This window comes from Pseudomonas brenneri (genome assembly GCF_007858285.1).
GTDB lineage: Bacteria > Pseudomonadota > Gammaproteobacteria > Pseudomonadales > Pseudomonadaceae > Aquipseudomonas > Aquipseudomonas brenneri.
Map to the genome: position 1 here is coordinate 15,690 of NZ_VFIL01000009.1, position 14,348 is coordinate 30,037.

A 14,348-nucleotide genomic window follows, 5' to 3' on the forward strand; every position below is an offset into this window, starting at 1 on the left:
GATGTCACTGTTCAAACAGCTGTTGATTGCTATCTGTCTGTTCCTGGTGGTCGCCTTCAGCGGCAGCTTCATGGTCAGCCTGGAAAGCTCGCGTACCCAGTACGTGAACCAGCTGCGCTCCCATGCGCAGGATGCGGCGACGGCCCTGGCGTTGTCCCTGACACCCAATATCGACGACCCGGCGATGGTCGAGTTGCTGGTCAGCTCGATCTTCGACAGCGGCTATTACGCGAGCATCCGCGTGGTCGACGTGACCAATGACCAGGTCATCGTCGAGCGCAGCGGTGTCCCCGACAACAACGGCGTGCCCAACTGGTTCGTCAAGTTGATCGGCCTTGAGCCGGCCGGTGGCGACGCTCTGGTCAGCCGTGGCTGGGAACAGGCGGCGCGGGTCGAGGTGGTCAGCCATCCGATGTTTGCCCTGGCCAAGCTGTGGCAGAGCGCCCTGGGCAGCCTCGGCTGGCTGCTGTTGTGTGGCGCGGTAAGTGCCGTGCTGGGCGCGCTGTTGCTGCGCCGGCAACTGAAGCCATTGGACTACATGGTCAAGCAGTCTCACGCCATTGCCCGCCGCGAGTTCCTGAGCCTGCCGGATCTGCCGCGCACCCCGGAACTGCGCCGGGTGGTGCAGGCGATGAACCAGATGGTGGAAAAGCTCAAGGCCCTGTTCCAGGAACAGGCCGAGCGCAGTGAAAAGCTGCGGGTGGAGTCCTATCAGGACAACCTCACGGGCCTGGCCAATCGACGCTATTTCGAGATGCAGCTCAACGCGCGGGTCAGCAACCCTGAGGAAACCAACTCGGGTTACTTGCTGGTGCTGCGGGTCAAGGACCTGGCCGGTCTCAACCAACGGCTGGGCGGCCAGCGCACCGACCAGTTGCTGCAGGCAGTCGGCGAACAACTGCTGCGCCAGTGCGAGCCGTATCCGGAAACCCACAACCTGGTCACGCGCATCCGCGGCGGCGAATTTGCGGTGCTGGCGCCGGGGTTGATGCGTGAAGAGGCGTTGCAGCTGGCGCAGAACCTGGAAAGCACCTTGCAAAGCCTGCAAGCCACTGGGGCCAGTGATGTGTCGCCGGTTGCCTGTATAGGCCTGGCCCCATTCAATCATGGTGATTCTCCCCAGGCACTGCTGACTCTGGCCGACCAGGCGCTGGCCCAGGCCGAAACCCAGGGCGATGTCAGTTGGGTGTGCCTGGACCACAGCGCAGCCGCCAGTGTTGGCGACGATCATCACGCCTGGCACTCACTGCTCGACCAGGCGCTGAGCCAGCAGCGCTTTGAACTGTATTTCCAGCCGGTAGTGGCCAGCCAGGATCCGCAACTGATCCTGCATTACAAAGTGCTCTCGCGCCTGGTGGACGGCCAGGGCCACACCATCCCGGCCGGGCGTTTCCTGCCTTGGCTTGAACGGTTTGGCTGGTCGGCGCGCCTGGACCGGTTGATGCTGGAGCTGGTGCTCAAGCAGATGGCCAGCCACGAGCATTCGCTGGCCCTGAACCTGTCGGCGGCCACGCTGGCAGACCCGCAGGCCCTGAATCGCGTGTTCGACCTGCTGCGCCAGCACGCCAACCTGGGCCCGCGCCTGACCCTGGAGATCGGTGAAGAGCAACTACCTGAGCAAGCCGTGCTGGAGCAGTTGACCCAGCGCCTGCGCGAGCTGAACTTCTCCCTCAGCCTGCAACGCTTTGGCGGGCGCTTCAGCATGATCGGCAACCTGGCGCGCCTGGGCCTGGCCTACCTGAAGATCGATGGCAGCTACATCCGCGACATCGATCAGGAAAGCGACAAGCGCCTGTTCATCGAAGCCATCCAGCGCGCAGCCCACAGCATCGACTTGCCGCTGATTGCCGAGCGGGTCGAAACCGAGGGTGAATTGAAGGTGATTCGCGAGATGGGGATTTTCGGCGTGCAGGGCCAATTGTTTGGTGAACCGGCGCCCTGGCGCTGAGGCCGTGGGCCGGCCTCAGATCAGGCCGGTCTCATCATCATTGATCAGGTGGCTCAGGCCACCCAGTGCTTCCCGCGCGTGGCTGCGGTCTTTCAACTTGGCTTGTGCGGCGACCGGCAGGTCAGTCAGGTTGATCACACCTTTGTGGATCAGTACCTGAATCAAGTCTTCCAGCACCCGGATCATCTCCGAGTCACTGTGCTTGAGCTGCTTGAGGCTCACCTCCGCTTCTTCATTGGCGAACCAGGCCTGGATCTCATGATGGTCCGCTGGCAGGGTCCCGGTCGACTCGGCGAAGGCAACCGCCTCGGCGCGAATCAGCTCACCCTGTGCATCACGTTGCACGTAGAACATTGAACATCCCTCATGAGAAGAACTGACGACAGCCTGTCAGAGCATAGGCCAACGGCGCGCGATTGGGCGTGAGTATGCCGTGCAATCGCGACCCCATGCCAGTGAACGGTGGCCGCAAATGAATCGGCCGCCTCAAGAGGCGGCCGATTCAGGGTTGCTTTAGGTGTGATCGACCTTGATGGTCGGGTCGGCACCGGTGATCAGCGAGTTGATCGACTGACCGGACCAGTTGTTACCTTCCAGCTTGATCGTCACATCCGCGTTGGCCAGGCCACCGGCGGCGTTGAGCTTGCCTTCGGAACTGATCTGCAGCGTGGTCACGTTATCCACCGTGGTCAACTTCAGGAAGTTGTCGATGGTGCCGTCGGTTTCGCCCTTGAGCAGGTCGCGCAGGTCGATACGGTCGCCTTCCGATGCCTTGAAGTCCTTGATCACATCGTTGCCAGTGTCGCCCGCTCTCCAGACAAAGGTATCGGCACCCGTGCCGCCGATCAGGATGTCATTGCCCTGGCCGCCGATGAGCGTGTCGTTACCGGTACCGCCCAACAGAATGTCGTTGCCCTTGCCGCCGTCCAGGTAGTCGTTGCCGCCCTGGCCGAACAGGATGTCATCACCCGAGCCACCCAGCAGGGTGTCATTGCCGTCCTTGGCACCCGAGGTGTTGAATTCGTTGTAGTGCTCGGTGATGTACTTGTGCACATCCTGGCCGGTGACTGCAGATACCGCTACGCCGCTTTTCCCAGCCACGTAGGTCTGGATGGCGTTGTAGCCTTCGCCGGTAACACCCGTGAAGCTCACCAGGTCGCCAAACAGGATATCGTTGCCGTCACCGCCATCGACACGGTCGGCACCCGGCAGGGTGGCCTCGCTGCTACCGAGGATAGCGTTGGCCAGGTCCTTCGGATCGATGTTGGCTTGTGGCTTGTTATCGCTGTCGTACGGTTTCAACTGATCCAGGCTGACGCCACTGTTGAGGCCGATGGCTTCGACACCGCCGGTGGACAGGCCCTTGAGCAGTGCGAATGCGCTATTGGAGTTAGTGGTGGTGGTGGTGTCGGTATAGTTGCCATAACCGTCACGCACCGACAGCTCAAAAGTGCCATCCCCTTGGGCGTGGATGACTCCCGGGTTGTACTGCGACCAGCCCCCGTTGTTGATCCAGAGCGTCATTTTCCCGACAGCATCAATATCAATCAGGTGAGTCGAGTCGATAGTGATCCGGGTGGCGGTGCCTAAGGTGTAGTTGTTCATGTTGACGACATCATCCAGCTTGACGTTGCCGTACAAGGTCGGGTTGCCCTGCTCGCTGCGTTGGTAATACGTCGGCTGGCCATCGGTGATGAAGTACGTTGTGTTGATTGCGCCAGTGTTGCTGGTCGCCTTGGCACTGTTGAAGAAGTTGGATGCGGCCTTGAACACGTCTTCGTAGTTGGTCCCGCCTTCAGACACCATCGAGTCCAGGACTTTCTGCAGGGCAGCCAGGGCACCTGGGTCTTTCAGGTTGACCGTAGCGGTCTGGTTGACTTGGGTATCGAAGTCCGCCAGGAAAATATTCACGATGCCAGAGGTACTGGAGCCGATGCTGTCTTTCAGCGAGTTGAACACGGTGGTCAGCGAGGCTTTCGCCGCCGCCACCGAGTCCGCACCCATACTGCCCGACGTATCGATCATGAACGCGATGTTGTAGTTCTTGCCCTGCACCACGTTCAGGCCCGAAACGTCCGCCACGATGATGTCGTTGCCACTGGTGCCCATGACGTTGTCATCGCCCGAAGTCGCCGTGCTCCCGCTATAGGTTGCCGGGTACACCTTGACCGGCAGGTTGGCAACGGTTGTGGCCGAGCCGCCGAGGCTTTCGGTGGAGGTCGAGGTCACGGTCAGGTTGTACTGGCCGCTGGTGTAAGGCAGTGGCTTGAGGCTCAAATTATTGAGGTCCCAGCCGGTGACATTGACTTCGGTCAGGCCATTGGTCGCCGTGAAGGTATGCCCGGCACCGTCGCTGAGCACTGCGCCCACCGGGATGCTGCCAATCTTCACGCTCAGGGTTTCCGAACCGTCGGTATCGGTCAGGCCGGTGGTGACCTTGGTCAGCTTGACCGTGCCGTTTTCCAGCCCTTCGTTGAGCTTGTACGCATCGTAGTAGCCCTGGCCGTTGGTGCCGTGCAGGTCAGACACCTGGGCACCCGCGTTGATCAGGTCATTGACCCCGGTGTAGATCGGGATGTTGGTATTGCTCAGGTTGGTGACCGGACCACCGTTGACCGACAGGTTGACGTCATAGCTGCCGGCGCCCGCCTGGTTGGCATGGTAGATATCAATGCTGTAGTAGCCATTGCTGGTCGGCGTGAACGTACCGCTGAACTGGCCGGAGTTCGAGCCCCAGGTGCCGCTGGCCACGTCTTTGCCGCCGATGTTGACCAGGATGCTGTCATCGCCATAACCGCTGAAGGTATAAGTCTTGCCGGCTTCCAGGTAGATCAGGCCGGAGGTCTTCGACCCGGCGCCGCCCGGTACGTCTGCAGTTGACGTGACGTCGGTGGCAATCGTCGTGCTGTTTGGCGTGCCTGCTTTGTCGATCGCATTTTTCAGCACGGTCGCCGAGGCGCCGTTGCCGTTGGTACCCAGGTTCGCAATGCTGTTCCAGCTCTGCTTGGTCAGGCCGATCGAGGCGATGTTGTTGTCGGCAACGCTCAAGGTTGGCGCATCCGCAACCGGCGTGATGTCGACTTTCACAGTAGTGCTGGTGCCCAGGTCCTTGCCATCGGTTGGCTGGAACTTGAACTGTGCATAATCAGCCTGCTTGTTGCCCACACCGGTGCCGCCGTAGCCGTCGGCCCCGGATTCGTTGGCGTTTGGCGTGAAGCGCAACTGGCCACCGTCGATCTGCGCCTTGGTGAAGGTCTGGCCGGCGCTCACGTTGGTCCAGGTGGTGCCATCCGCTGCGAGGAACTGCAGCTTGCCGGCAACTGGCAGCTCGGTGATTTTCACCCCGAGGCTGGTCTGAGGGGAATCCACATCGGTGACCCCAAAGTTAGCCCAGGTCAGCTTCAGCGGCGTGTCTTCGGTACCGGTAACGGCACTGCCAGTGGCAACCGGTGCGTCGTTGACTGCCGTTACGTTGACTGTGGTGGTCGCCACGTTCGAGTAGTTGCCACCGTCGGTCACGGTCACGGTGATGGTCCGTGGCGTGGTGCTCGGGTCGTCGCTGCTGTTGCTGAACGTGATGTTCTTGATCTGCTGCATGTAGTCAGCCAGCGACGCCGTGCCAGTCAAGGTCAGGGTGATCTTGCCGGTGACAGGGTCTGTGACCGAAGTCACGGTGATACCGGTGACGTTGCTGTAGCCCAACGAATCGTTCGGCTGAGTATTAGTCAGCACCACCGTGGCGCCAGTCAGCTGGGTGCTGTCCGGGTCGGTGATCTTGATGTCGGTGTCAGCAATCGACACGCTATTGCCGCCTTCGGTGAACGTGGTCTTGAAGTCGTTCCCGGTGGCGCCGCTGGAGTTGTTGGCATCCAGATCGATAACCGGTGGTGCATCGTTATCGATGATCGAGGTTTCGACTTTACCGTTGGTGGGGCTGACCACCAGGTTCTCGAAGTTGCCGCCGGAAGTGCCAGAGATGCTGATCTCGAACTTCTCCGTAGGCTCGGTCAGCTTGTCGTCGATAGTCTTGATATCGAACGTCGCGGTGCTTTGGCCGGCCGGAATCTTCACGGTGTATACGCCGGTGAAGTCTGAACCGTCCTGGGCCACGCCTTTGTACGAGAGGGTCACCGTGACTTCGGTTTCCGCCGGTTGGGTCAGGTTCAACGTGTAGTGAGCGGTCTGGCCTTCGGTAACCGAGGCGTCGCCCGCGATACTGATCACGGTGTTGCTCGTCACGTCCGTTACCTTGGTGACCACTGGCGTGCCGACCGGGATCAGGTTTTCATATTTGTCGCCACCGCTGACCACGTTGGTGATCTTGGCGGAAATATCCTTGGCACCGACGTAGAAGTCATTCGGCGCGGTGAAGTTGGCAGTACCGTTGGTCTTGCCATTGCCGATGGTAATGCTCAAGTTGTTATCCAACTTGATCACCAGGTCGGAGCCCACGTTGGTCACGGCCACGCCGTTCTTGTCCACGAGGCTGGCGGTGTAGACGATCTGGCCACCTTCGGCGACGCTGGTAGTGGCGGTCAGTACGACCTTCACATCGTCGATGGTGTCGTTGATCTGCGTCGTCGCGCCATCGCCCGTCACCACGAGCTTCTCGAAGTTGCCACCAGCGGTGCCGGTGATCTGGACCGTCTGGGTGCTCTTGTCGATGAACACGTCATCGCCTGGAGCATCAACCGTCACGGTACCGACGGTTTCACCGGCCTTGATGGTGATGGTTTGTTTGTTGTCCAGAGTCAGGGTGACGTCGGTGTCAGCCTTGTTGCTCAAGGTGGCGGTGTAGATAATTTTGCCACCTTCGTTGACGGCGCTAGGCGCAGTCAGAGTGACGGTGGTGGTGTTATCGGTGCCCGGTGTGTCGGTCACGATGGTGGTGACTGTGTCGGTACCTGGGACCAGATTTTCAAAGTGCTCGCCGCCGGTTACTTCCTTGATGCCGGTCGTAACAGTCTGGTCGCCTTTGTACACGTCGTCCGGAGCCACAGCCGAAACAGTACCGCTCGACTGATTCACGCCGATAGTAATGGTCTGGTTGTTATCCAGAGTCACCGTCAGTGGGCCAGTGGTGTTGGTGACCGGCTTGCCATCCTTGTCGACCAGGGTCGCGGTGTAGACGATCTCGCCGCCTTCACCCACGGTTTTGGTGGCCGTCAGGACCACATCGACTTTGTCGATGGTGTCGTTGATCTGCGTCGTTGCGCCGTCGCCGGCGACCACGAGCTTCTCGAAGTTGCCACCAGCGGTGCCGGTGATCTGGACCGTCTGGGTGCTCTTATCGATGAACACGTCATCGCCTGGAGCATCAACCGTCACGGTACCGACCGTTTCACCGGCCTTGATGGTGATGGTTTGTTTGTTGTCCAGGGTCAGAGTGACGTCGGTGCCAGCCTTGTTGCTCAAGGTGGCGGTGTAGATGATTTTTCCACCTTCGTTGACGGCGCTAGGCGCAGTCAGAGTGACGGTGGTGGTGTTATCGGTGCCCGGTGTGTCAGTCACGATAGTGGTGACTGTGTCGGTACCTGGGACCAGATTTTCAAAGTGCTCGCCGCCGGTTACTTCCTTGATGCCGGTCGTAACAGTCTGGTCGCCTTTGTACACGTCGTCCGGAGCCACAGCCGAAACAGTACCGCTCGACTGATTCACGCCGATAGTAATGGTCTGGTTGTTATCCAGAGTCACCGTCAGTGGGCCAGTGGTGTTGGTGACCGGCTTGCCATCCTTGTCGACCAGGGTCGCGGTGTAGACGATCTCGCCGCCTTCACCCACGGTTTTGGTGGCCGTCAGGACCACATCGACTTTGTCGATGGTGTCGTTGATCTGCGTCGTTGCGCCGTCGCCGGCGACCACGAGCTTCTCGAAGTTGCCACCAGCGGTGCCGGTGATCTGGACCGTCTGGGTGCTCTTATCGATGAACACGTCATCGCCTGGAGCATCAACCGTCACGGTACCGACCGTTTCACCGGCCTTGATGGTGATGGTTTGTTTGTTGTCCAGGGTCAGAGTGACGTCGGTGCCAGCCTTGTTGCTCAAGGTGGCGGTGTAGATGATTTTTCCACCTTCGTTGACGGCGCTAGGCGCAGTCAGAGTGACGGTGGTGGTGTTATCGGTGCCCGGTGTGTCAGTCACGATAGTGGTGACTGTGTCGGTACCTGGGACCAGATTTTCAAAGTGCTCGCCGCCGGTTACTTCCTTGATGCCGGTCGTAACAGTCTGGTCGCCTTTGTACACATCGTCCGGAGCCACAGCCGAAACAGTACCGCTCGACTGATTCACGCCGATGGTGATGGTCTGGTTGTTATCCAGAGTCACCGTCAGTGGGCCAGTGGTGTTGGTGACCGGCTTGCCATCTTTGTCGACCAGAGTCGCGGTGTAGACGATTTCGCCGCCTTCGCCCACGGTTTTGGTGGCCGTCAGGACCACATCGACTTTGTCGATGGTGTCGTTGATCTGCGTCGTTGCGCCGTTACCGGCCACTTCCAATTTCTCGAAGTTGCCGCCATCGGTCCCGGTGATCTGGACGGTCTGGGTGCTCTTGTCGATGAACACGTCATCGCCTGGCGCATCAACCGTCACGGTGCCAACGGTTTCACCGGCCTTGATGGTGATGGTTTGTTTGTTGTCCAGAGTCAGGGTGACGTCGGTGCCAGCCTTGTTGCTCAGGGTGGCGGTGTAGATAATTTTGCCGCCTTCACTCACTTCAGACGGAGCCGTCAGGGTCACAGTCGTGGTGTTATCGGTGCCCGGTGTGTCGGTCACGATGGTAGTGACGGTATCGGTACCAGGAACCAAGTTCTCGAAGTGCTCGCCGCCAGTCACTTCCTTGATGCCGGTCGTAACGGTCTGGTCGCCTTTGTACACATCGTCCGGTGCCACAGCCGAAACAGTACCGCTCGACTGATTCACGCCGATGGTGATGGTCTGGTTGTTATCCAGGGTCACCGTCAGTGGGCCAGTGGTGTTGGTGACCGGCTTGCCATCCTTGTCGACCAGAGTCGCGGTGTAGACGATCTCGCCGCCTTCGCCCACGGTTTTGGTCGCGCTCAGGACTACATCAACCTTGTCGATGGTGTCGTTGATCTGCGTCGTTGCGCCGTTACCGGCCACTTCCAATTTCTCGAAGTTGCCGCCATCGGTCCCGGTGATCTGGACCGTCTGGGTGCTCTTGTCGATGAACACGTCATCGCCCGGAGCATCAACCGTCACGGTGCCGACGGTTTCACCGGCCTTGATGGTGATGGTTTGTTTGTTATCCAGAGTCAGGGTGACGTCTGTATCCGCTTTATTAGAAAGCGTGGCGGTGTAGGTGATCTTGCCGCCTTCACTCACTTCCGACGGAGCCGTCAACGTCACGGTAGTGGTGTTATCGGTATCGGTACCTGGGGTATCAGTGACAATCGTGGTGACTTTGTCAGTACCTGGAACCAGGTTCTCGAAGTGCTCGCCGCCGGTGACTTCCTTGATGCCGGTAGTAACAGTCTGGTCGCCTTTGTACACATCATCCGGAGCCACAGCCGAAACAGTACCGCTCGACTGATTCACGCCGATGGTGATGGTCTGGTTGTTATCCAGCGTCACTGTCAGCGGGCCAGTGGTGTTGGTGACCGGCTTGCCATCCTTGTCGACCAGGGTCGCGGTGTAGACGATTTCGCCGCCTTCACCCACGGTTTTGGTGGCCGTCAGGACCACATCGACCTTGTCGATGGTGTCGTTGATGGTGGTCGTTGCGCCGTTACCGGCCACTTCCAATTTCTCGAAGTTGCCGCCATCGGTGCCGGTGATCTGGACCGTCTGGGTGCTCTTGTCGATGAACACGTCATCGCCCGGAGCATCCACCGTCACGGTGCCAACGGTTTCGCCGGCCTTGATGGTGATGGTTTGTTTGTTATCCAGAGTCAGGGTGACGTCTGTATCCGCTTTATTAGAAAGCGTGGCGGTGTAGGTGATCTTGCCGCCTTCACTCACTTCCGACGGAGCCGTCAACGTCACGGTAGTGGTGTTATCGGTATCGGTACCTGGGGTATCAGTGACAATCGTGGTGACTTTGTCAGTACCTGGAACCAGGTTCTCGAAGTGCTCGCCGCCGGTGACTTCCTTGATGCCGGTAGTAACGGTTTGGTCGCCTTTGTACACATCGTCCGGAGCCACAGCCGAAACGGTGCCGCTCGACTGGTTCACGCCGATGGTGATGGTCTGGTTGTTATCCAGGGTCACAGTCAGTGGGCCAGTGGTGTTGGTGACCGGCTTGCCATCTTTGTCGACCAGAGTCGCGGTGTAGACGATTTCGCCGCCCTCACCCACGGTTTTGGTGGCCGTCAGGACCACATCGACCTTGTCGATGGTGTCGTTGATCTGCGTCGTTGCCCCACCCGGTGCGATATCAAGCTTCTCGAAGCCGCCACCGACGATGTCCGGATTGATCGTGACGTTGATCGGTCCGGCATCTTTGAATACGTCGTCGCTCGGTGCCTTGGACGTCACCTGGCCAGTCGTCTCGCCCTTGGCGATGGTGATGACGTCACCGTTGCTCAGGGTCAGGGTCAGGTCGCTGCCGGCCTTGTTGCTCAAGGTCGCGGTGTAGGTGATGTTGCCACCTTCGTCGGCTTCGCCTGGTGCGGTCAGCGTGACGGTGGTGGTGTCGGTAGTGCCGGGTGTGTCGGTTACGGTGGTGTTGACCGGCGTGGTGCCTGGCACCAGGTTCTCGAAATGCGCGCCGCCGGTCACATTGGTGATGGCGGTGGTGATGGTCGGGTTGCCTTCATACACATCGTTCGGCGCAACAGTGGTGACAGTGCCGGCAGATTGGCCGACGCCGATGGTGATGGTCTGGCCATTGTCCAGGGTCACGGTCAACGGGTTGGTGATGTTGGTGACCGGGTTGCCTGCCTTGTCCACAAGCGATGCGGTGTAGACGATGTTACCGCCTTCGCCCACGGTGGTCGTGGCGGTCAGGACTACATCGACCTTGTCGATAGTGTCGTTGACGGTCGTGGTAGCGCCGTCACCGGCCACTTCCAGTTTCTCGAAGTTGCCGCCGGTAGTCTCGGTGATCTTGACGGTTTGCGTGCTCTTGTCGACAAACACGTCATCGCCCGGGGCATCAACCGTCACGGAGCCAACGGTTTCACCGGCCTTGATGATGATGGTCGAACCGTTATCCAGTTTCAGCGTGACGTCAGTCTCTGCTTTATTGGAGAGCGTGGCGGTGTAGGTGATCTGGTCGCCTTCGTTGATATCGCCCGGCGCAGTCAGCGTTACGGTGGTGGTATCGACCGAGTCGGTGATGGTGGTGACGGCTGGCGTGGTGTTGGGCACCAGGTTTTCGAAATTGCCACCGGTGGTTCCGGTGATGGTCGTGGTGACCGTGCTGCCGTTGACGTAGACGTCGTTCGCCGGGGTGTCGACCACCACGGTGCCAACGGACTCGCCGGCCTTGATGGTAATCACCGAACCGTTGGACAAGGTCACGGTCAGCGGCGTTTGCGCCGGGTTCGTCAGTGTTGCGGTATAGGTGATCTGGCCGCCTTCGGTGACCGTGTTGGTGGCGGTCAGGGTCAGGCCGGTGTCGTCGACCGAGTCGGTAATGGTGGTGACGGCAGGCGTGGTGTCTGGCACCAGGTTTTCGAAGTTGCCACCGGTAGCCCCGGTAATCGTGGTGCTGACCGTGCTGCCGTTGTTATAGACGTCGTTGGCAGGTGTATCGACCACCACGGTGCCGGTGGACTTGCCAGGCTCAATGGTGATGACCGAACCATTGCTCAACGTAATGGTGACCGGTGTTTGCGCCGGGTTGGTCAAGGTCGCGGTGTAGGTGATCGGACCGCCTTCGGTCACCGTTTCGCCTGCCGTCAGGGTCACGGTGGTGGTGTCGATGGTGTCGGTGATCTGGGTCACGGCCGGCGTCGGGTCGACGGTGAGCACCAGGTTATTGCCACCGGTCGTGCCGGTCACGGTCACGCTGATCTGACCGGGATCGATGTACGGGCTGTCGTTCGGTGCCAGGGGCACGTTGACGGAGCCAGTCACCTGGCCGGCCGGGATGGTGATCACCGCGCCGTTGGACAGGGTAACAGTCAAGTTACTGGTAGACGGCTGGGTCACCGTGGCGGTGTAGGTCAGCACGCCGCCAGCTTCAGTGATGGTCGGCGTGGCGCCCAGGGTCAGGGTCGACGGCAAAGGTGCCGCCGTGAGCGGGTCGTTTGGTTGCCCGCCGAGCTCGTTGGTCAGCGCATTGGTCGCGAAACCCAGGCCTGCCGTCGGGAAGCCAATGGTCGGATCGACCGAGCCCGCCGTCTCATCAAGCATTACAAAGCTGTGGCCGCCCCCGGCAGCACCGGTACCTGCTGCTGACGCGCCTGCGGCGGTGGCTTCCAGGTCGGTGGTCGGGTCAGCGCCGGCAGCAATGGCCTGTTGCAGTTCGGCAACCGAAGGCGCGGCCTGTGCGGTGGCTTGGGCCAGGTCGGTGCTGGAGTCAGGCGCGGTGGCGCTCCACTGGGTGTCACGCCCCAGGTCCAGGGTGCGGCCATCGGCCAGCTCCAGGCTGACGGCGCCCGACATCCCGGTGTCAATCTGGTCGCCAGCGAACAGGCGATCACCTTCAACCAGCACCCGACGGGCACCTTCCGGAGAAATGACGAAAACTTGGCCAACAATGCCCTTGACGATTGCAACAACACTGCTCATTGAAGATTTCTCCGGCGATCCATTCTGTGGGTGTCCCAATGACTGAGAACCTATGGGATTCATCAGTCTGGGAGGTGCGTAGTTTGTAAAACGTGTGACGTCAAATAATTGGCTATATTTTTTGGCAATTTACTTTATGCCAAACTATTGACCTTCTTGGCGCCATCCTAAACAATCGCCTCGCTAATGTCACATTGATATTCATGCGGCGAACCGTCCTACATGTGTGAACCAGTTCCGCTTTTGAACTTTCCGACGTACGGTCATTACGGTAGCCATTTTCTAACGCAGCACACCAAGTTGCTGTGACTTGAGACAAGAAGTCCTGGGGATTTTTAAAATGCGTTTGCACCTGCTTAAGGCAATACCGTTCGTTCTCGCCGCCAGTTTTGTACAAGCCCAAACCCTGCCCCAGGCCATGCAGCAAGCGCTGGATGTGCATCCTGAGATTCAGGCAGGTGTCAACGCTCGTATCGCGGCTGACTATCAGTTGCGTGCGGCCAAGGGTGGCTACCTGCCCCGTGTCGACTTGAACGCGGGTTATGGCCGTGAAGGTACCGACAGTTCATCCACCCGTGCCCGTGGTGGCCACTGGGACACACTCAATCGCGGTGAGTCGAGCCTGCGCTTGCAGCAAATGGTTTTTGACGGTTTTGCCACTTCCAGTGAAGTAGGGCGTCAACAAGCCACCGTTAACTCCCGCGCGTTTTCGCTGCTGGGTACTTCCGAGCGCACTGCATTGACGGTAGCCCAGGTTTACCTGGATGTCCTGACCCGTCGTGAGTTCGTGCGCCTGGCTGAAGACAACCTGCGCAATCACGAGCGTATCTACGACCAGATCAAGTTGCGCACCCAGCGTGGCGTCGGCAGCGGGGCTGACCTGGACCAGGCCGAAGCCCGTCTGGCCCAGGCCCGCAACAACGTGATCACTGAGCAGACCAACCTGGCCGATGCCCAGACCAACTACCTGAGCGCCGTCGGCCAAGACGCCGATCAGTTGGAGCGTCCACCCAGCTTCATGGCACTGCTGCCCGCCAACCTGAACGAAGCGCGTCGCCAGATGCTGGATAACAGCCCGATCCTGCGTTCGGCCGAATCCGACATCGCCGCCGCCGAAAAACAATACGAAGCCGCCAAGTCTTCCTTCTACCCACGCTTCGACGCCGAGTTGGGCCGCAACGCCGACAACAACATCGACGGCGACGCCAGCCACAACAACGGTTGGGAAGCCATGCTGCGCATGCGTTTCAACCTGTACGCCGGTGGCAGCAACAAAGCCGAGCTGGAGTCCAAGTCCTACCAGTCCAACCAGGCCCTGGATATCCGCAACAACGCCTTGCGCCAGTTGAACGAAGAGCTGGGCCTGGCCTGGAACGCCATGAACAACGCCAATGCCCAGGTGCCGATTGCCCAGCAATACGTCGACCACAGCAGCAAGGTGCGCGGCGCCTACCAGAAGCAATTCAGCCTGGGCGAACGAACTCTGCTTGACTTGCTCGACAGTGAAAACGAGCTGTTCACGGCTTCGCGTCGTTTGGAAGAGATAAAAAACGTTCAGTTATTTACTCAGTACCGAATCAAGGCGACCATGGGCGAGTTGCTCAAGAGCCAGGGAGTGGTCGCACCGATGGCCTCCGTCGTACAGAACGATGTGAAGCCGAAAGTCCAACTGCCTGGGATGAATTGAGCTATTCCTTATAGTCCC

At 59.6% G+C, this 14,348-nt stretch carries 4 protein-coding genes; 2 read left to right on the forward strand and 2 right to left on the reverse strand.

What is annotated here, in order from left to right; translation table 11 throughout:
* Window position 1 precedes the first annotated feature (1 nt).
* Entirely contained in the window at window positions 2–1,948 is a 1,947-nt protein-coding gene (lapD, locus tag FJD34_RS19615) for a cyclic di-GMP receptor LapD (RefSeq protein WP_032862693.1), read from the forward strand.
* A 15-nt stretch (window positions 1,949–1,963) separates the two neighbouring features.
* Here the strand turns inward: lapD and FJD34_RS19620 are convergent, their stop codons facing one another.
* Window positions 1,964–2,302 (reverse strand): hypothetical protein, encoded by a 339-nt coding sequence (locus tag FJD34_RS19620; protein WP_032862694.1) that lies wholly within the window; start codon window positions 2,300–2,302, stop codon window positions 1,964–1,966.
* 159 nt (window positions 2,303–2,461) lie between these two features.
* A complete protein-coding gene (locus FJD34_RS19625; RefSeq protein WP_146552256.1) occupies window positions 2,462–12,643 on the reverse strand; it encodes a retention module-containing protein in 10,182 nt (3,393 codons plus the stop codon).
* A gap of 340 nt (window positions 12,644–12,983) precedes the next feature.
* Here FJD34_RS19625 and FJD34_RS19630 point away from each other — a divergent pair, with 340 nt between their 5' ends.
* Entirely contained in the window at window positions 12,984–14,330 is a 1,347-nt protein-coding gene (locus FJD34_RS19630; protein WP_032856471.1) for a TolC family outer membrane protein, read from the forward strand.
* The last annotated feature ends 18 nt before the right edge of the window (window positions 14,331–14,348 follow it).